This window comes from Candidatus Saccharimonadales bacterium (assembly GCA_035758565.1).
GTDB lineage: Bacteria > Patescibacteriota > Saccharimonadia > Saccharimonadales > UBA10212 > DASTXL01.
Genome location: DASTXL010000002.1, coordinates 1 through 19,479, shown reverse-complemented (window position 1 = coordinate 19,479; position 19,479 = coordinate 1). Strand labels below are relative to the sequence as shown.

General features: G+C 45.9%; 17 protein-coding genes, 1 tRNA gene, 1 rRNA gene and 1 other RNA gene. 14 read left to right on the top strand and 6 right to left on the bottom strand.

Annotation, left to right across the window (positions count from 1 at the left end; translation table 11 throughout):
- Nucleotides 1-49: 49 nt before the first annotated feature.
- Genes thrS through VFT49_02630 form a run of 5 tightly spaced genes read left to right on the top strand, consistent with a single transcriptional unit; the run spans nucleotide 50 to nucleotide 3,807 of the window.
- Complete coding sequence (gene thrS / locus VFT49_02650; protein HEU5004962.1) at nucleotides 50-1,285, top strand: threonine--tRNA ligase; 1,236 nt, start codon at nucleotides 50-52, stop codon at nucleotides 1,283-1,285.
- Between the two features lie 3 nt (nucleotides 1,286-1,288).
- A complete protein-coding gene (locus tag VFT49_02645) occupies nucleotides 1,289-1,627 on the top strand; it encodes an MGMT family protein (GenBank protein HEU5004961.1) in 339 nt (112 codons plus the stop codon).
- A complete protein-coding gene (locus tag VFT49_02640) occupies nucleotides 1,588-2,463 on the top strand; it encodes a tRNA (adenosine(37)-N6)-dimethylallyltransferase MiaA (protein ID HEU5004960.1) in 876 nt (291 codons plus the stop codon). Before VFT49_02645 ends, VFT49_02640 begins: the two co-directional genes overlap by 40 nt.
- A gap of 49 nt (nucleotides 2,464-2,512) precedes the next feature.
- Nucleotides 2,513-3,169 carry a transcriptional regulator gene (locus tag VFT49_02635; GenBank protein HEU5004959.1) on the top strand — a complete coding sequence of 219 codons (657 nt, stop codon included), beginning with the start codon at nucleotides 2,513-2,515 and terminating at the stop codon, nucleotides 3,167-3,169.
- An 11-nt stretch (nucleotides 3,170-3,180) separates the two neighbouring features.
- Nucleotides 3,181-3,807, top strand: a complete 627-nt coding sequence (locus VFT49_02630) for an MBL fold metallo-hydrolase (GenBank protein ID HEU5004958.1) — start codon at nucleotides 3,181-3,183, stop codon at nucleotides 3,805-3,807.
- Nucleotide 3,808: 1 nt separating this feature from the next.
- On the opposite strand, the gene rpmB is transcribed toward VFT49_02630, so the two are convergent.
- Nucleotides 3,809-3,997 carry a 50S ribosomal protein L28 gene (gene rpmB / locus VFT49_02625; protein ID HEU5004957.1) on the bottom strand — a complete coding sequence of 63 codons (189 nt, stop codon included), beginning with the start codon at nucleotides 3,995-3,997 and terminating at the stop codon, nucleotides 3,809-3,811.
- An 83-nt stretch (nucleotides 3,998-4,080) separates the two neighbouring features.
- Here rpmB and VFT49_02620 point away from each other — a divergent pair, with 83 nt between their 5' ends.
- Entirely contained in the window at nucleotides 4,081-4,713 is a 633-nt protein-coding gene (locus VFT49_02620) for a site-2 protease family protein (GenBank protein ID HEU5004956.1), read from the top strand.
- Between the two features lie 189 nt (nucleotides 4,714-4,902).
- Here the strand turns inward: VFT49_02620 and VFT49_02615 are convergent.
- Nucleotides 4,903-4,979: transfer RNA gene (locus VFT49_02615), tRNA-Pro, on the bottom strand.
- A gap of 71 nt (nucleotides 4,980-5,050) precedes the next feature.
- Here VFT49_02615 and VFT49_02610 point away from each other — a divergent pair.
- Both VFT49_02610 and rnpB read left to right on the top strand, forming a co-directional pair.
- Nucleotides 5,051-5,830 (top strand): reverse transcriptase-like protein, encoded by a 780-nt coding sequence (locus VFT49_02610; GenBank protein ID HEU5004955.1) that lies wholly within the window; start codon nucleotides 5,051-5,053, stop codon nucleotides 5,828-5,830.
- Between the two features lie 17 nt (nucleotides 5,831-5,847).
- Nucleotides 5,848-6,193, top strand: an RNA gene (rnpB, locus tag VFT49_02605) — RNase P RNA component class A.
- Between the two features lie 41 nt (nucleotides 6,194-6,234).
- Here the strand turns inward: rnpB and rplT are convergent.
- The 4 genes from rplT to VFT49_02585 form a co-directional block, all read right to left on the bottom strand.
- On the bottom strand, nucleotides 6,235-6,585 hold the full coding sequence (gene rplT, locus VFT49_02600) for a 50S ribosomal protein L20 (protein ID HEU5004954.1): 351 nt from the start codon (nucleotides 6,583-6,585) through the stop codon (nucleotides 6,235-6,237).
- A gap of 3 nt (nucleotides 6,586-6,588) precedes the next feature.
- Nucleotides 6,589-6,783: a 50S ribosomal protein L35 gene (gene rpmI / locus VFT49_02595; GenBank protein ID HEU5004953.1), complete on the bottom strand. Its 195-nt coding sequence runs from the start codon at nucleotides 6,781-6,783 to the stop codon at nucleotides 6,589-6,591.
- Nucleotides 6,761-7,270 (bottom strand): translation initiation factor IF-3, encoded by a 510-nt coding sequence (gene infC, locus VFT49_02590; GenBank protein HEU5004952.1) that lies wholly within the window; start codon nucleotides 7,268-7,270, stop codon nucleotides 6,761-6,763. Before infC ends, rpmI begins: the two co-directional genes overlap by 23 nt.
- A 69-nt stretch (nucleotides 7,271-7,339) precedes the next feature.
- On the bottom strand, nucleotides 7,340-8,860 hold the full coding sequence (locus tag VFT49_02585) for a YifB family Mg chelatase-like AAA ATPase (GenBank protein HEU5004951.1): 1,521 nt from the start codon (nucleotides 8,858-8,860) through the stop codon (nucleotides 7,340-7,342).
- Nucleotides 8,861-9,939: 1,079 nt separating this feature from the next.
- On the opposite strand from VFT49_02585, the gene VFT49_02580 reads away from it, so the two are divergent.
- The 6 genes from VFT49_02580 to VFT49_02555 form a co-directional block, all read left to right on the top strand.
- Nucleotides 9,940-10,287, top strand: a complete 348-nt coding sequence (locus VFT49_02580) for a hypothetical protein (protein ID HEU5004950.1) — start codon at nucleotides 9,940-9,942, stop codon at nucleotides 10,285-10,287.
- A 34-nt stretch (nucleotides 10,288-10,321) separates the two neighbouring features.
- Nucleotides 10,322-10,723: a hypothetical protein gene (locus VFT49_02575; protein HEU5004949.1), complete on the top strand. Its 402-nt coding sequence runs from the start codon at nucleotides 10,322-10,324 to the stop codon at nucleotides 10,721-10,723.
- Nucleotides 10,723-13,611 (top strand): ATP-binding protein, encoded by a 2,889-nt coding sequence (locus tag VFT49_02570; GenBank protein HEU5004948.1) that lies wholly within the window; start codon nucleotides 10,723-10,725, stop codon nucleotides 13,609-13,611. The genes VFT49_02575 and VFT49_02570 overlap by 1 nt, the downstream gene beginning before the upstream one ends.
- Before the next feature lie 121 nt (nucleotides 13,612-13,732).
- Nucleotides 13,733-15,694 carry a DNA topoisomerase (ATP-hydrolyzing) subunit B gene (gene gyrB, locus VFT49_02565; GenBank protein HEU5004947.1) on the top strand — a complete coding sequence of 654 codons (1,962 nt, stop codon included), beginning with the start codon at nucleotides 13,733-13,735 and terminating at the stop codon, nucleotides 15,692-15,694.
- Between the two features lies 1 nt (nucleotide 15,695).
- A complete protein-coding gene (gene gyrA, locus VFT49_02560) occupies nucleotides 15,696-18,227 on the top strand; it encodes a DNA gyrase subunit A (GenBank protein HEU5004946.1) in 2,532 nt (843 codons plus the stop codon).
- Between the two features lie 230 nt (nucleotides 18,228-18,457).
- A 16S ribosomal RNA gene (locus VFT49_02555) occupies nucleotides 18,458-19,479 on the top strand; the annotation flags it as partial.

The following is a 19,479-nucleotide window of genomic DNA, read 5'->3' as shown; positions in this document are numbered from 1 at the left end:
CATATTCACTATCTTTTTATAGTCTGCTTAAGGTGTTATGATGAACTTCATGAATGAGGAAAATAGGTTAGACGAAGACGACCACCGTCGTCTTGGCCAAGAGCTAGATCTTTTTGTAATGTCGCCACTGGTGGGCTCGGGTTTACCTTTATTTACGCCAAGAGGTGTCATATTAAGAGATGAGCTTGCCGGGTACTCTAACGAGCTGCGAGAGGCGAGGGGCTTTCGCAAGGTGTGGACACCACACATTACAAAAAATGATCTATATAAAGCCAGCGGCCATTGGGATAAATTTGGGAATGAACTCTTTCTGGTAAAAAGTCAGGAAACTTCGGATCAAATGGTCCTTAAACCTATGAACTGCCCTCATCATATCCAGATTTATGCCTCTCGTCCTCGAAGCTATCGTGAACTACCAATTAAGTTTATAGAGACTACAACTGACTACCGAGACGAAAAGACCGGCGAGCTACAAGGTCTTAGCCGTGTGAGGTCCCTAACTCAAGACGATAGTCACGCCTTTTGTCGAGAAGATCAAATAGAAGAGATAGTGGAAGATCTTATTGACGCGACCAAAGAGCTCTATAAGACCATAGGTATGGGTCTTAAGGTGAGATTGTCTTTCAAAGACGACGGACCCGGTTACCTTGGTTCTGATGATCTATGGCAGCACGCCCAGGCTATTATGGAAGAACAAGCTAAAAAGTCTGGCCTGGAATACTTCGTGGGTGAGGGAGAAGCGGCCTTTTATGGCCCAAAGATAGATTTTATGGCCCAAGATGTTCTTGGGCGTTCATGGCAGGTTGCTACCGTTCAGCTGGATTTCGTGATGCCTGGAAGATTCAAACTCGAATATGTTGACGAAGAAGGGGTGGGCAAGACACCTGTGATGGTTCACTGCGCGCTTCTAGGCTCGATCGAAAGATTCCTGTCTGTCTATATTGAGCATACGGCAGGGCGTTTTCCAGTATGGCTTGCTCCGGAACAGCTGAGAATTGCGACTCTGAATCAGGACGATAAGATAGTCGCTCACGCGAACGAACTTTGCAAGCAGGCTATAAAAGCGGGCTTACGAGCAGAAGTTGATGATAGCAACGATACTGTCGGCAAAAAAATCCGCGATGCCGAAACAGCAAAAGTGCCGTTTACTGTAGTAATTGGTAATAAAGAAATAGAAAACAGCCACTTAACCGCCAGGTCTCGTTCGGACCTCAAAGAGCTTCCATCTATGCAGGCCGATGAACTGTTCGCCAAAATCTCTGACCTAGCTAAAAATAGGGAGTAGACTATGCAGCGAGTTGACGCCGATTTTAAAGAGAGAGTTTACGAAATTGTCGGACGAATACCTCAAGGAAAAGTGGCTACCTATGGTCAGGTAGCGGCTTTGGCTGGTGCTGCTTGGGCAGCTTGGGAGGTTGGCCAGATTGCTCACACGGGTCCCAAGAATCTGCCCTGGCAAAGAGTTGTCAATAAACAAGGTGGCATGGCCCGAGGATATCCTGGTGGAATGGAGGGCCATAAGCAGGCATTATTGGCAGAAGGGGTTGAGGTGAGTGACGATTATAAGGTTAAAATCGATCAAATTCTATGGCAACCAGTAAACCCAAACCAAAACTCCTTGTTATAGTCGGGCCGACGGCTAGCGGTAAGTCCGATCTTGCTTTTAAAGTAGCCAAGGAGTTTAACGGCGAGATCATTGCTGCTGATTCACGGACTATTTATAAAGATCTAGATGTTGGTACGGCTAAGCCGACTATGAAAGAGCGGGCGGCAGTGGCGCACTGGGGACTGGATCTGGTGGAGCCGGGTGGTAGTTTTACGGTCGCAGATTTCAAGAAGTATGCACAGGCTAAAATTCAAGAGATACAAACAAGGGGCCGTCTACCCATATTGGTTGGTGGAACTGGACTTTACATAGATAGCGTATTATTTGATTTTGACTTCCGATCAAAGGGTAGTAAAGAACAAAGAGATGATTTAGAAAAACTTGGCATAGATCAACTGCATGACATTATTAATAAAAATAATTATCCTTGGCCAGAGAATCTTCAAAATAAGCGTCATCTTATTAGGATTATAGAGACCGCCGGAGCGCTTTCAACAAAAGCGGCTATTCGCCCCGACGCACTAGTAATTGGACTGCTACCATCAGACAAAGCTCTGCAGAGTAGAATAGACAAGCGTGCAGATAAAATATTCTCGAATGGGGTGATGAAGGAGTACAAATCTTTAGTTCGAAAGTGGCCCGGAGTTCCAGCTCAAAATGTCGGTATTGTGTATAAACTTTGTTCGCAGATTCTAGCCGGAGGGCTAACAGAAGAAGAAGCGAAGCAAAAGTTTAAAAAACTAGACTGGCAATATGCTAGACGTCAACGCACATGGTTCAGAAGAAATGACCATATTCATTGGTTTGAGAACGGCTTGGCGGCCAAAACCTTTCTAAAGAATCGTCTGAACACATAAGTTATTGTAAGTTAGTTAATTCTGTTACAATAACTCCGAGAGGGAAGTTATGTTCGAGCAACTATTTGGATCAAAAACTAGGGTTAAGCTTCTTCAGCTTTTTTTTACCAATCCCAACCGTTCATTTTATGTGCGCGAAATTACCCGTAAAGTTGATGAACAGATCAACTCTGTTAGGCGTGAGCTTTCTAACCTACTAAGCATTGGCATTATTAAGTCAGATGCCAATAATAACCGGCTTTATTATGAAGTAGATCAGAGCTACGAATTTTATTCACCTCTGTCTATGATTTTCGGTGGCGTACCTATTGAGGCTGCCAAACCGGCGAAGAAATCAAAAGAAAAAAATAAAACCGAGGCTGAACCTAGGGAAGAAGCACCAAAGAAAGCCGCTTCAGCGACCGATCATCCTTTAGCCAAGGATCTCAGAAGTCTTGGACGGGTTGAGCTTGTTGTATTTACGGGCCAGTTTACCAGGGATGAAGCAAGTGGCATCGATGTGCTGTTGGTCGGAGATATCAACCAGACAAAAGTCGTCAAGTTTATGAGCGAGCTGGAAAAGACAGAGAATAAGGAACTTAGGTATGTAGTAATGACGCCCAGCAACTACCAATACCGTGTACAAATCAACGATCGATTTATCAATAATCTGTTAGGTTCTAAGAAACAAGTTATAATTGATACTCAGAATCTAGTAAACAACTAAAAGGAGTAGCTGTGGACGTACAGTATTACGGTGGAAATTGCGTTAAAATATCATCTAAGAAATTTAGTATTGTGGTTGATGATAATTTGCAAGCATTGGGCGCTAAAAGCGTAACTAAATCAACCGATATTAGCCTGCGTACATCTACACTTACGCCAGAGCATTCCGAAGCTTTATTCTCGGCAGAAATGCCAGGTGAGTATGAAATATCAGGAGCTATTATTCGCGGCACAGCCGCCAGGGCTCATATGGATGAAGAAGGACAACACTCGGCAGTTATCTATACTATCGAAGCAGAAGAGGCCAGAATTGGCGTTATTGGCCATATATTTCCCCAATTGAGCGAAGATCAGCTAGAGAATATCGGTCTTTTAGATATTGTTATTATTCCGGTGGGTGGCAATGGCTATACGCTTGATGGCGTGGGCGCTTTGTCTATCATTAAGCAGATCGAACCCAAGTTTGTTATACCTACACACTATGCCGACAAAGACTTAAAGTATGAAGTTCCACAGCAAGAGTTGAGCGAAGCTATAAAGGGCCTAGGCATGGAGCCCTCCGAAACGACCTCTAAATATAAAGTACGGCCAGGCGAGCCGGCCGATACTACAAAGCTGGTTATTTTAGAGCGTCAGTAAGTTACAGCAGACCCTTCTTCTTAAGGCTACGTATAGCTTGGGTGCTGACTTTCATCTTAACTTTTTTACCGTCAACTACCAGGGTCTTAGTCTGCAGGTTAGGCTTCCACACTTTCTTGGTGTGGCGCTGAGAAAAGCTGACATTGTTGCCATACTGCTTGCCTTTACCGGTGATTTCGCATTTTTGCATAACAAATCCTTAAAGAGTTTCAACGCTTAATTCTAGCGTTCGTAAAAGAGAAAGTCAAGCCAGTGTAAGGTATAATCTTAGAGATGGACTCCTTAACACAAGAGCTTTTAATAGTATTGCCGGTACTTTTGGTGTCAATGTCTCTGCACGAAATGATGCACGCACTTGTTAGTTACTGGCTGGGGGATGATCTAGCCTACCTTCAAGGCAGAATATCAATAAACCCCATTAAGCATATTGACCCGGTAATGACGCTGGCTCTCCCGCTGCTACTTGTCTTAAGTCACAGCCCAGTGCTCTTCGGGGCCGCCAAGCCCGTCCAGGTGAACTTTAATCGTGTACGCTACGGTGAATACGGCGCAGCTATAGTTGGCATGGTTGGGCCTCTGACCAACCTAGTCTTGGCCATCTTGGCTGCTATTGTACTAAGAGTAGTAAATCCTACATCGACAGTATTTTATGACATCTTAGGCTACACCGTTATTGTGAATATTGGTTTTTTTGTATTTAACACAATACCTTGGCCGCCCCTAGATGGATCTAGGCTGTTGTACGCTTTTGCTCCCAGACCCCTTCAAGAAATAATGGAGTCAATTGAGCGAATGGGCCTAGCGGGCCTCGTAATTTTCATTCTGATTTTCTATCAATTCATAGGCCCCTTAGTGACCACCGTGGTTGATAAATTAGTTAGTGGATTAGCTCCGGGCCTGCTCTAGCTGTTATAATAGAAAACAGGTCGGGAAGGGCACATTAATTTTCTGAACACCAATTTTTAGGGAGTTCAACTACCAATTTGATCTGTGGATCAAGTGTGAGAACACCCACTTTGCGCATTAGGGCAGAGTAAATTGAGTGCTAACGTACCGACCATGTAAAAAGTCCTGGTTCGTCCAGGACTTTTTACATGGTCGGGGTGACAGGACTTGAACCTGCGACCTCACGGCCCCCAGCCGTACGCGCTAGCCAACTGCGCTACACCCCGCTAAAAGACCAACTATTAGCTTTCCTTCAAGTATTATAAGATAGAAATAGCGTAAAAGAAGACCAGACATAGTGAAAACACTTAAATTCAACCACGAGACGGCCAAACTAATTGAGGAAGGTCAGAAGATATCCACCTGGCGCATGTTCGACGATAAGGACCTAAGCGTTAACGATGAAATAAGGATTATTGATAAGGTTGAAGATAGTAACCCTCAGACTTGGAAAATTATAGGCACGGCTAAAATAACAGAAATAGTCGAAAAAAGACTCGAGGACATAACCGAAGAAAATATCCACGACGACAACGCCTATGCTTCAAAAAGGGATATGCTAGAGGTGTATAGAGGCTACTACGGTAGCAAAGTCACAGGCTCAACTCCAGTCAAAATCATTTATTTTGATTTTGAAAAATCTAAGCCTACCACTCCAGCTGAGGTGGCGGCCCTCGATGTTGCTAAACTTTACACCGATGGAGGTTCGCGCGGTAATCCAGGTCCGTCGGCTGCTGCGTTTGTGATCTGTAATCTGGATGATAGTGTTGTAGAAAAATCAGGAATTTATCTAGGAGTTACCACTAACAATAAAGCAGAATACCAGGGTCTTCGTCTAGGATTAGAGCGGGCACGTGAGCTAGGGGTTGAAGATGTACGAGTTTTTATGGATAGCCAACTGGTAATTAACCAGGTCAATGGCGCCTACAAGGTCAAAAACCCAGACCTACTGCCAGCCTATCAAGAGGTAATAGCTTTATCGAAGCTTTTTAATAAAACGGTCTTTACGTATGTTCCTCGCGAGCTTAACAAGCTAGCCGACAAGGAAGTCAACCGCATTCTAGATGAGCAAAAATAGGCTATAATAATTATTGTGCCGGCTGACGGTTGGTCGCCCGCGCTTAAAGCGCGAGAGGAAAGTCCGGGCAGCACAGGGCAAGGCAGTTGCTAACGGCAACCGGAAGTAATTCTAGGGAAAGTGCCACAGAAACGACACAACCGGGTTCGTACTAGCGGGCCTGGAAATGGTGAAAAGAGTGGGGTAAAAGCCCACAGTCCTATGCGGTGACGCATTAGGAGAGGTAAACCCTGCCTGCTGCAAGGAGATAGCCTAAAAAGATCGCCCGTCTGGCTGTCGATAACCGCTTGAGCCTGGTGGCAACATCGGGACTAGATAGATGACCAACTAAAACAGAACCCGGCTTACGGTCAGCCGACACACAAAAAACCCTTCTTTAAAGAAGGGTTTTTTGTTTTCAAAGGCTAGTTATTTTTGGTGACAGATTTAACAACTGCTTCAAAGGCTTTTGGTTCGCTAACGGCAAGTTCCGCTAACACTTTACGATCTAGACCAATGCCGGTATTTTTTAATCCGGCTATAAGGCGGCTATAAGTAGTGCCGTTCAGGCGAGCAGCGGCATTAATGCGAGAATTCCAGGTAGCCCGAAAAGTGCGCTTGCGGTTGCGTCTATCTCGGTAGGCAAACTGCAGAGCCCTGGTAGTTGCTTGCTTTCCGCGCTTAACACTAGAGCGATTGGACTTAGTATAGCCCTTTGTAGCTTTTCTAATTTTTTGATGACGGCTGTGGGAGCCAGTACCTCTTTTAACGCGCATTGATTAAACTCCTAGTTTGCGGCGGATATTTTTAACCTGTTTGCCCTGAAGCTCTTCAACTCCAGCAAAATTTCGCTTGCGCGAATTGCTTTTCTTCTGAAGAAAGTGATTAGAACCAGCTCTCCGGCGTAAAACTTTACCGTTTTTACTGAGCGCTATTCGCTTCTTAGTACCGCTATGAGTTTTTAGCTTTGGCATTCTTACTCCTTACGACAAAACTTAGCTGCCGGCCAGCAAACTGAGGCTCTTGGTCGACGCTGATATCCTCGCCAAGTTCACTTACAATTCTGTCAGCTAGCTTAAAGCCCAAATCCTTATGGGCTAGTTCTCGTCCCCGATAGATTACAGCAATTTTCACCTTATGTCCAGCCTCTAAAAAGCCGCTGACCTTGCGAAGCTTAACCGCTAGGTCGTTGTCGCCAATTTTTAGGCCCACTCGCATTTGCTTCATCTCCACAGCACGAGCATTTTTACGACTCTTTTGAAGCTGCTTGGTGCGTTGATAATTATATTTACCCCAGTCAATAATTCGGGCAACAGGGGGATCAGCTTCAGGAGATACTTCGACTAGATCTAATCCGGCTTGGTCGGCAGCTAACAGGGCTTCGTTACGGTTTAAAACTCCTAGCTGACGTCCATCTTCGCCAATCACTCTAAGCTGGGCTGACCTTATAGCCTGATTTATACGGGGATCTTTGCTTATTTTAATTGCTCCATGAATTTAGAAATATAGTAGCAGAACAGGGAAGAAGTCTCAAGTTAGTGACGGCTGATAACGATACTGCAGAGCCTCGCTGATATGGGTTGCAGCTATTGACTCCTCGTTACTGAGGTCGGCTATTGTTCGGGCTACTTTAACTGTACGCACGTAGGCTCTAGCCGAGATCCCAAGTTTTGGTGCCGCGTTATCTAGAAAGTCTTTAGCACTAGGTGAAAGTCGAGCTAGTTCGCGAACTTCTTTATTAGACATAAGAGAGTTGAATTTCATTTTGCCGAATCTCTTGTTCTGTTTCTGATATGCTAGTTCTACTCTACCTCTTATAATTTTGGATTCAGGCTCTCGGTTTGTGTTGACTAGCAGGTTTTTGTGGTCGATGTCGTGAACTGGCAGATGCAGATCGACTCGATCCAAGATAGGTCCAGAAACCTTCTTTTGGTATTTAGCAATTGCGCTAGCACTGCAAACACACGGTTTACTAGTGCCGAAAAAACCACATGGACAAGGATTTTGAGTAGCAACCAATATGAACTCCGCTGGATAGGTAACACTGTCTTTAACTCGGGCAATAGAAACAGTTCCGTCTTCTAGGGGTTGGCGGAGAGCTTCCAGAGCTCCGTGGTTGAACTCTGGCAATTCGTCTAGAAAAAGAATACCCCTGTGGGCTAGCGTCGCTTCTCCTGGCTTGGGGTTGCTACCACCGCCGACTAAGGCAGTGGTGCTAGCTGTGTGATGAGGAGATCTGAATGGTCGGTCAACGACAATATGATTAAAATCACCAGCGCCCAAGCTATAAAGTTGCGTAACTTCTAACACTTCTTCGTAACTGAGCCTAGGCAGGATACTGCGCATAGCTCTAGCGAGCATAGTCTTACCTGTCCCAGGCGGCCCGTGTAAAAGAATGTTATGGTGGCCGGCTGCAGCTATTTCCAGAGCCCGCTTGGCTATGGGTTGGCCTGTTATTTCTGAAAAGTCGATGCTATCGGTAGTGGCGCTCGAGCGGGGAAGCTGTCCTGCCTTTGTTTGAACTGTCTTGGCTGGGAGGGAGCCGCTAAGATCAAGGAAAACGTCTCTTAAGCTATCTACCACCTTTAGAGTTAGCCCAGGAACGAGCAACGCCTGTTCTAGATTGGGGGTCGGAATGAAGAAATTGTTAAAACCTTGCTTTTTAGCTTCAAGAAGGCGACCAATTAAGCCCCTCACGGGGTTAAGAGAGCCATTTAAGCTAAGTTCACCTAAAAATATTGTCTGCTCTCGCCCCTGAATCTTTATTTGTCCTGACTCCGCAAGAATCGCTACAGCCATTGCCAAATCTAGACTAGTGGAGTCTTTAGGCAGGTCAGCAGGCGAAAGATTAATAGTGATTCGTTTTCGTGGCAGCTGAAGCGAGCTGTTAGCAAAGCTCGCTCTAAGACGCTCTTTAGCCTCATCAACGCTTTTTGAGGCGTGACCAATTATAACTACTGCAGGCAAGCCGTTGGTTATATGACACTCCGCGTTTATCAGCGCGGCACTGGTGCCTGAATAATCTACAATGCTCTTAACACCAGCGTCCATAATTTTTTCATTATGGCACGTTAATTTATAAATAAAAGCTTTAAAACTAGTTCACCCGGCCAGAAGCCGGGTGAAATGTTTGGGGAGATTTGTTAGCCTGTTTGTTTCAACTTGGTGGAACAACGGCTTGCGAGAAGCCGTTGTTACAAGTCGTTTTTGTTTTTGAGCACTTTTTTTATTCAAGTGCTACGTTCATCTTATAAATAGCAAAATCTACTGTCAATACGTTTATGCATAAAAAGTGCCTAAACATGTGTATAACTTTTAGTTGGTTTGCTATCATTTTGTCGGCCTTACTCACAAAAAGCCGACACTGGTGCGCTTAAAAAACTACTTTTTAGCAGGCTTCGTGGGTTCAAGAATATATAAATGCCGCAGCAATTTTTTAGCCAATAATTATAAACAGCACCTTCAACTAAGTGGCATGGTTGGCGAGATTCCAGAATCCGTAGCTTCATGGCAGAGATCTAGTTGAACCATGTTTTTTCTAGCAATCTTTCTAGCAGTCTAATAACAAGCAAATATAGTGCGGCTTCCATATTTTGTGGTTTCGACTGACACTTTCATAGGTCCGGGATGACTTTCAGGAATTTGTAAGTATGTTGTTCCGCTTTTGAGAATCAGGGTCTCATTTTAGGGTTGTGCGCAAAGTCTTGTGTCAAAGTCGGACAAACCGCCAAAGATTTTAGTAAAACGGCTGGCTACTAATTAGATTCATATTAAATTTTTTGGCCAAACCAAAGCTGCCAAGCAAGGCTGAGAAATGATCACTTTGTGCCTAAATAACTTTTTAACAACAGCCATTAGATGCATAATTTACTACAGTAAGTAAATCAACTCGCAATCTGTTAAAAGTTTTTACGACAACGTAACTGTCTTGACTATCTTTAGACTTTGTGCTAATTTGAGAGAGTAAGTAAAAAAACAAAAACTTACAAACACAGCGCCAGGAGTTTGCGTATGGATAGCGCTCTCTAAAAGAGAGCGGTCAGTCACTAAGCCGGTGGACGGTAAGCGCTATTTAGTAATTTAATCATGGGCGCATTTACCGCCCCGGCTCCACGTTTTACAATGAGGAGGTGAAAATAATTACTCAACCCATGAAATTGCCAGTAATCTTTCTTGCTGGTAGTCTCATGGGTTTATTAATGATAGCTGCCTACACTACACCATCAAGCAACATAGCGATGGTAGTTGTATTCTTCTTTCTTCTTTTAGTCTTTTTAATGAGCCTGGGGTTTGGGTTGGGAGCTCTCAGATCTGGCAGGGTAACGCCAAGGTGGCGCCACAGAACGATCCTAGTAAGCCTGCTCGTAGTGCTGCTATTTATGTTCAGAAGCAGTCAATCGCTCAACTGGGTCGACGGTGTAATTCTACTACTGACAATAGGTGGAATTAGTTTTTACACCGACCGACGATTTTACTAGTTTTACGGTCGCCGGCTAAAGTATAATAGTTGTTATGAGTCCCAATACCGGGGGAGAAAAACCGCAGTCGAATCAGGAAGCTCCGGCTTTCAACTCGGAGCAGTATGTTAGTAGTGGCGAAAAACAGGAAGCGATCCCAGCTGCTCAGGAATCGACAAGCCAGCCAACAGCTCCAGTTATAGTTGTTCCTGTAACCCCCACGGTAGTCATACCAGATGATTCTACTACGGACGACTCTACTTCTCAGGCCCCAATCTCTGCGCCAACTAAAGATAGCGATACTATAGAAAAAATTTGGGTAGACAGGGCAAAGGCCGTAATCTCGCAAACCAGAGATGACCCCTTTATACAGAAGAATGAGATGAATAAGGTTAAGGCTCAGTATATACAAAAGCGCTTTAATAAAAAGCTTAAAACAGATGACGCGGTAGCATAATGGGCGTAATTATACTTTTGTTATTGTTGCTGATTCTGGTTGGCGGGGGCAGTTTGGTCAGTTTTTACTATCTGCGAAAGATATACCGCGAACAAAAGAACTATGAGCGCGGACTAAAAATGGTCCCGGTGCTGATTCACTTGCCGCCCTTGAGCGAAGATACTGAGGCCAAAGGAAGGGACGTGCGAGACGTTGTTGATGAGAATATATCGCGAGCTCAAGTTTTATACAGTATTCTAGCGAGCACTTTCCAAAAAGGCTTTAAAGCTAAGTTCTATGGCCAAAGGCATGTGGCCTTTGAAATTGTAGCCAACAAGGGCACAGTAAATTTTTACGCTGCCGTGCCTGTGCCATTACTAAGTGTAGTCGAGCAGGCAATAGTAAGTGCTTACCCTGCAGCCAGACTAGAAGAAGCTCCTGAGCATAACATCTTTAATCCCGTAGGTAGAATATCGGGTACGGTAGGAGGTGAAATGACCCTTAAAGAAACATTCGCCTACCCAATAGCCACTTATCAGGACCTCAAGCGTGATAGCATGCAAGCTCTGTTGAACGCCATGTCTACCTTAACCAAAGAGGACGGAGCCGGCATACAGATTCTATTGCGGCCGGCCCAGACAACATGGCGCAAGATGGCAACCGCTGAGGCGGATAAAAAACGCAAGGGTAAATCAAAGAACAAAGGCTTTAGCCTTTTGATGTCTGGTGCCAGCGACCTAATGAAGGCTCCAATTAAGCCGCCCGAGACTAAAGAAGATAAAGACAAGCCAGCCGAGATATCCTCGCTGGATCAATCTATTATTCAGGCCATAGAGGAAAAAACAAAACAACCTGGTTTCGAGGTACTTATAAGAGTAGTGGCCTCTTCTAATATTTCACACAGGGCTCAGACTATTCTTAATAATTTGGTAGCCACCTTTTCTTTATTTGACTCGCCAGGCAAGAACGGCTTTAAATTTGTTCCGTCTAGAGACATAGAGTCTTTTGTAACGTCATATATATTACGTTTCTTTCCGGCCGAAAAAGACCATAACGTTCTAAACACTACAGAAATCGCTACGCTATTTCACTTCCCAGATCAAGAAAATATTCCAACCAGTCAGCTGGAGAGACAGGCTTCGAAGCAAGTTGATGGACCCCGCAATGTGCCGGAAAAGGGTTTGCTGCTTGGCTACAACATGTTCCGTGGCGCCAAGAAGGCCATTAGGCTATCCGAGCAAGATCGGGCACGCCACATGTATGCCGTTGGTCAGACGGGTACCGGTAAATCTACTTATCTGGAAAACCTTGCTTTGCAAGATATGCTGGAGGGTCGTGGATTTGCTTTTGTCGACCCACACGGTGACACAGCTGAAAAGCTTTTGGCTATGGTACCCAAGGAACGCACGGAAGACGTTATTTATTTCTGTCCGGCGGATATGGATTATCCACTTGGTCTGAATATGTTTGAGTACCATTCTCCAGACCAAAAAGACTTCTTGATTCAAGAGGCTATAAACATGCTTTATAAACTGTATGATCCACAGCACCAAGGAATCATAGGCCCTCGTTATGAGCATCTTTTCCGTAATGCAGCTCTAGCCATCATGGCTGATCCAGAAGGCGGAACCTTTATTGATATTCCTAAACTTTTCCGCGATCCGCAATATGTGGAACAGAAACTAAAATACGTGACTGATCAGAATGTTTTGGAGTTTTGGCGCAAGGAGATGCCTCAGAGCCAGCGGAGTAATGAGTTCGGTGAAGTCACCAGTTGGTTTGTCAGTAAGTTCGGCGCTTTCATGAGTAACGAGATGATGCGTAATATCATTGGCCAGACGAAGAGCTCTTTTGACCTGAGACAGATAATGGACGAGGGTAAGATTCTGCTTGTTAACCTCAGTCGCGGTCGAACCGGTGATTTGAACTCCAAATTACTAGGCATGATATTTGTGATGAAGTTTGAAGCGGCAGCTATGAGCCGAGCCGATATACCAGAAGAATATCGACGAGATTTTTGTTTATATGTGGATGAGTTTCAGAATTTCTCTACTGATTCCTTTGCCGATATCCTGAGTCAGGCGCGCAAATATCACCTAAATCTGATAGTTGCTAACCAGTTTACAACCCAGCTAAGCGAAGAAATTAGAGATGCAGTATTTGGTAACGTTGGCTCAGTTGTTTGTTTCCGTGTAGGTACGAATGATGCAGAATTCCTGGCAAAGCAATTCGCGCCTGTCTTTGATATTGATGATCTGCAATTCTTGCCCAACGCGAATACGGCCGTACGTATGATGATTGGTGGGGTGCCGGTTCAGCCATTCTCGATGGCCACCTTGCCGCCGCTAGGTAACCCCAATCCACAACTTGCCGATGCCCTAAAACAGCTATCAGCGGCTAAGTATGGGCGTCCAAAAGCCGAAGTTGAAGCCGGAATTTTTAAGCGCTTGGCTACAGCAGCCCCAGCTAAACCCGCGCTGCCATCGGCATTTGGTTCTAGTCCCTTTGCTGGTGGCGCCCCGTCGTCCGCTAGTTTGCCGCAGTGGGTCTCTGGTGCTGCGGCCAGACCGCTTGGTCCGCCGACTTCTGCCGCTATGCCTTCTGCGAGCTCGTTGCCGAAGTCGAGCTCCTCGTCTTTCCTAGACGAGTGGCTCGCAAAAAGAAAAGTCGCGGCGCCAACGATCGCTACCAAGACAGCGCCGGGCACGACTACAACTCCCGCAATCAGCAAGGCTACAGGCGAGGCAGCACCCCCACAAACACCAACAGAGAACCCGAATTCCCCTCTAGATGCTACTCCAGCACCGGTCACAAATACCGGAGAATTCAAAATAAGCCGTGACGGCCAGCCCCAGGACGACCACATGGTGCATATCGATAAAGATGGAAACTTATCTTTTGGTGGATAGTGGTGCGTATTGTTTTTGGCGACGATTTCTTCTATAATTATTAGTTGATAGGAGTGGGCAATAGGCCTCTAAAAGGTAGTTGCCCATTTTAAAAATCTAAGAGTATTAACAGAGGGTATAAGTGAGTAAACAAAAAGCAGATTCTTATGGCGCCGATCAAATTCAGGTGCTAGAAGGTCTTGAGCCAGTTCGCAAGCGTCCAGGCATGTATATCGGAAGCACAGGCTACGAAGGCCTGCATCACATGATTAAAGAGATCGCTGATAACTCTATTGACGAAGTTATTGCTGGCTTTGCTACCAGACTAGACGTTGTCATTAACGAAGATGGTAGTGTAACGGTTAGCGATGATGGCCGTGGTATTCCAGTCGCTAAACATCCTAAAACTGGGGTAAGTACGCTAGAAACAGTCTTAACGGTTCTGCACGCCGGTGGCAAGTTCGGCGGCGGCGGCTATAAAGTTAGTAGCGGTCTGCATGGTGTTGGTTCTAGCGTAGTTAATGCCTTATCTACTAAGCTAATTGCCGAGGTAAAGACTGACGGTTTTGTTTGGCGCCAAGAGTATGAAATAGGCGTACCAAAAACCCCGATCAAGAAAGGTGAAGCTACCACGGAAACAGGCACCACCATAACTTTCTATCCAGATGGTTCTATATTCAACGAGACTAACTTTGACTACAAGTGGGTAGTAAACTACCTAAGGCATCAATCGTACTTAACTAAAGGTGTTAAGGCTACGATCAGAGATAATCGTAGTGGCGAATCCTATGGTTTCTATTTCGAGGGCGGCATCGAGTCTTATGTCCGCCACCTCAACTACGGCAAAGAGCCAATTGATGACGATATTTTCTATATAGAAAAAGAAGTTAAAGAAGCCATGGTAGAGGTGGCTTTGCAGTATAACGATACCTTTAGCGAGACGGTTATGGCCTTTGCTAATAACGTTTTCAATCCGGATGGGGGTACTCATCTTACAGGTTTTCGCACCTCACTAACCAGAGTATTGAACGATTATGCCCGAAAGAATGGACTGCTTAAGGAAAAAGAAGAGAACCTAACAGGCGATGATGTCAGGGAAGGGCTAACAGCTGTTATCTTGGTTAAAATTCCAGATCCGCAATTCGAAGGCCAGACTAAAAATAAGCTGGGCAATCCAGAAGTGCGAGGCTACGTTGAGCAAGTTATGAATGAGTGGTTCGCCTACTATCTAGAAGAGCATCCTAACGTTGCTCGCAAGATGGTGAATAAATCTCTCTTGGCCGCTCGTGCCCGTAAAGCCGCTCGTGCTGCTCGTGACAATATCATTCGAAAAGGTGCGCTAGAAGGCGCCACATTGCCGGGTAAGTTGGCCGACTGCGCAACCAAAGACCGCTCGCAGGCCGAGTTGTTTATCGTTGAGGGTAACTCTGCCGGAGGTTCTGCTAAAGACGGTCGCAACAGCTACTATCAGGCTATTTTGCCTCTGCGTGGCAAAGTTCTAAATGTGGAACGTGCTCGATTGGATAAGATGTTGGCCAATCAAGAGATTCTTAATCTAATCAAGGCAATGGGTGTCGGAATCGAAGATCAGTTTGACATTAATGGCTTGCGCTATGAAAGAATCATAATGATGACCGATGCAGATGTTGACGGTTCGCATATCGGAACACTGCTAATGACTCTATTCTTCCGTCATATGCGGCCTATTATCGAGGGTGGCCACTTGTATGCGGCTAAGCCGCCTCTATATGCCATTACCGCCGGCAAAAAGAAACAATACGCCTATAGCCCTGAAGAGCTAGATGAAGTTATAGATAAAATTATTGAGGAGCGCAAAGTCAAAGGCGTGAAGGTTGACCCCAAAGAAGACCGGATCAAGCAGGCCGGCGTCAGCGTTTCTCGCTATAAGGGCCTAGGTGAAATGGATGCCGATCAGCTGTGGGAGACTACTATGGATCCCGAGAATCGCATACTTATACAGGTCAAGATTGAAGACGCCGAAAAAGCCGATGCTATTTTTAGCAAGCTGATGGGCACAGAGGTAGAAATGCGCAAGAACTTTATTCAAAGTCGTGCTAAATTTGCAAAGGATCTGGATATTTAAGATGGACGAAAGAGCAAAACAGGCACTTCCTTCAGCTGAACAACATTCTAAAATAGTCTTAAATCAATCAGTTGAAGACAGGATGGAGGATGACTATCTTAACTATTCTATGAGCGTCATTATATCCAGAGCCTTGCCCGACGTAAGGGACGGCTTAAAACCGGTTCATCGACGCATATTGTACGTTATGGATAAGGGCAACTTGAGAGCGGGCTCAAAGCATACTAAGAGCGCTCAGATAGTAGGTGAAGTAATGGGTAAGTACCACCCCCATGGCGATACCGCTATTTACGATGCCATGGTGCGCCTGGCTCAACCCTTTTCGACCCGCTATCCGTTAGTGGATGGCCAAGGCAACTTTGGCTCTATGGATGGTGATCCACCGGCGGCTTACCGCTATACCGAAGCGCGCATGACCCGAGCGGCGGAAGCCATGGTAGAAGACCTGGATAAAGAAACGGTTAATTTTGTTGACAACTTCGATGGCTCCCTCCAGCAACCAGAGGTTCTGCCGGCAAAACTACCGAACTTGCTTCTCAACGGACAGGTCGGTATTGCGGTTGGAATGGCGACTAATATTCCGCCACACAACCTCAATGAGCTGGTAGACGCCACTTTAGTCCAGATAGATAATCCCGACGCGACTCTTGACGATTTGATGGAGCACGTTAAGGGGCCCGACTTTCCGACGGGCGCTATTGTTTACGGCCACGAATCAATCCGCACAGCCTTTGCCACCGGTCGTGGCGGAGTGGTCGTAAGAGGCGTTGCCGACATAGAAGAGGGTGCCAAGGGTCGCCATCGAATCATAATTACCGAGATCCCTTATGCGGTTAACAAAGCTGGCTTGGTCGAGAAGATTGCTGACCTCGTACGCGATAAAAAGATTAGCGGTATTAGCGATCTTCGCGATGAAAGTTCCAGAGGGTCGGTCAGGGTGGTCATAGACCTCAAGAAAGACGCCTATCCTAAGAAGCTATTAAATCAACTCTATAAACTAACACCGCTGCAGACTACTTTTCACTACAACATGCTGGCGCTCGTAGACGGGATACAGCCACGAGTCCTGGGCCTCCAGGACATTATAGTCGAGTACATCAAACACAGGCAGTCTGTAGTGCGTCGCAGAACCGAATACGAACTCCGTAAGGCGCAAGAGCGCGCACACGTCCTAGAGGGCCTTAAAACAGCCCTCGATCATATAGATGAAGTCATTGCGACTATACGCGCCAGCCAAACTACAGAAGAAGCTCAAGAGAACTTAATTAAAAAGTTTAAGCTCACCGAAATCCAGGCCAGAGCAATCCTAGCTATGCAACTCCGTACTCTGGCCGGCTTGGAAAGGAAAAAAATTGAGGATGAGTTAGCTAGTCTGCTGGCTTTAATCGATAAACTCAATAGCATATTGGCTGATGAGAAGAAGATTCTAAAGATCATCAAGGATGAAATGCTGGAAATGAAGAAGCAGTTTGGCGATGATCGCAAGACCAAAATAGTTGCTCAAGAGCTAGGCAAGCTTAGTGATGAAGATCTTGTGCCGGACGAGCAAGTAGTTGTCACTCTTACATCAGCTAATTACATAAAGCGCACCCCGATCGCTGACTACAAGAGACAGGGTCGTGGTGGCAAAGGCAGACGTGGAATGGCTACCAGAGAGGAAGATGTCATTGAGCATGTTGTAAATGCCTCAACGCACGACTTCCTTCTATTCTTCACTAACAAAGGAAGGGTGTTCAGGATTAAGACCTATGAGGTTCCGGCGGTTGGACTTAACGCCAAGGGAGTAGCTTTAGTTAATTTACTCCAGCTTCAGCCTGAGGAAATTGTTAGTTCAGTCATAAACGTCAGTAAGCAAGGGGCCGAGGGTCATTTACTCATGTGTACCGTGAAGGGAGTGGTAAAAAAGACGCCCTTTGAGCAATACAGGAATGTTCGTAGCTCAGGTTTGATTGCTATTCGTCTAGATGAAGGGGACGAGCTTAGATGGATACGCATGACGACAGGAGAGGACGAGGTTGTTATTTCGACTAGCCAAGGCCAGGCTATTCGCTTCCATGAAAAGGATGTCAGGCCGATGGGGCGAGCCAGTAGAGGTGTTCGTGGCATCCGTCTGCGAGCAGGTGATCAAGTAATAGGTATGGACATTGTTGACGATGATTCCTACGTGTTTGTTATCAGCGAGTTTGGCTACGGTAAGAGAACCAAGGTTAATCAGTTTACGGCTCATAAACGTGGCGGAGTCGGTATTCGTTCCGCTGTGGTTAATAAAAAAACCGGCCCGCTAGTAGGGGTCAAGACACTCAAGGGTGACGATCAAGAAGTCATAATCATCTCGGCCCATGGACAGACTATTCGTCTCGGACTTAAGAACATTCCAAGTCTGGGGCGAGCAACTCAAGGTGTTAGGATTATGCGCTTGAATGATGGCGACCATGTAGTATCACTAGCCCTCGTAGATAGGCAGGCCGAAGTAGAAGACGACACACCGGATGGCGTCATCCCTGAAGAAGTTATCGAAAAGACAACAACCTAGAGGATTTTTATCTGTTGACAGCTACACGATAAACGGGTTATTATCTAGTTAAGTTTTTCTGGGGCCTTATTTAATGTGCTCTCAAAAAACGCTCATTGAAAACTGAATAGTGCAAATCAACGTCAGTTCATGTGGCTTACGAGCCACAAAGAACTATGTTTTAAACACGAGAACCTTCCAAGGTTCTCAACAGTAAGTCAGATTCTGACTGAAGTTTGGACAAGTTCTCTTTTATGGAGAGTTTGATCCTGGCTCAGGATGAACGCTGGCGGCGTGCCTAATACATGCAAGTCGAGCGGTAAGGCTCTCACAGTTTGCTGGATTGAGACAGGTCGCGGTTCCGCAAGGATAAACCGCATCTAAAACGAAGCGACAAAACTTCGGCCTTCTTCATAAAAATCAAGCAAAGTGTGAGAGTACACGAGCGGCGGACGGCAGAGTAACGCGTAGGAACGTACCCCAAAGTGAGGGATAAGCACCGGAAACGGTGTCTAATACCGCATGTGATCTTCGGATTAAAGCTTTAAGCGCTTTGGGAGCGGCCTGCGTATGATTAGTTAGTTGGTGAGGTAATGGCTCACCAAGACGACGATCATTAGCTGGTCTGAGAGGATGATCAGCCTGACTGGGACTGAGAACGGCCCAGACTCCTACGGGAGGCAGCAGTAGGGAATTTTCCACAATGGACGAAAGTCTGATGGAGCAACGCCGCGTGCAGGAGGAAGGCCTTCGGGTTGTAAACTGCTTTTATCTGTGACGATTATGACGGTAGCAGATGAATAAGGATCGGCTAACTCCGTGCCAGCAGCCGCGGTCATACGGAGGATCCAAGCGTTATCCGGAATTACTGGGCGTAAAGAGTTGCGTAGGTGGCATAGTAAGCAGACAGTGAAAGGTCACGGCTCAACCGTGGATACATTGCCTGAACTGCTAAGCTTGAGCACGAGAGAGGTACCTGGAATTCCTAGTGTAGGAGTGAAATCCGTAGATATTAGGAGGAACACCGATGGCGTAGGCAGGGTACTGGCTCGTTGCTGACACTAAGGCACGAAAGCGTGGGGAGCGAACGGGATTAGATACCCCGGTAGTCCACGCCGTAAACGATGGATGCTAGCTGTTAGGAGTATCGACCCTTCTAGTAGCGAAGCTAACGCGTTAAGCATCCCGCCTGTGGAGTACGGTCGCAAGACTAAAACATAAAGGAATTGACGGGGACCCGCACAAGCGGTGGAGCGTGTTGTTTAATTCGATG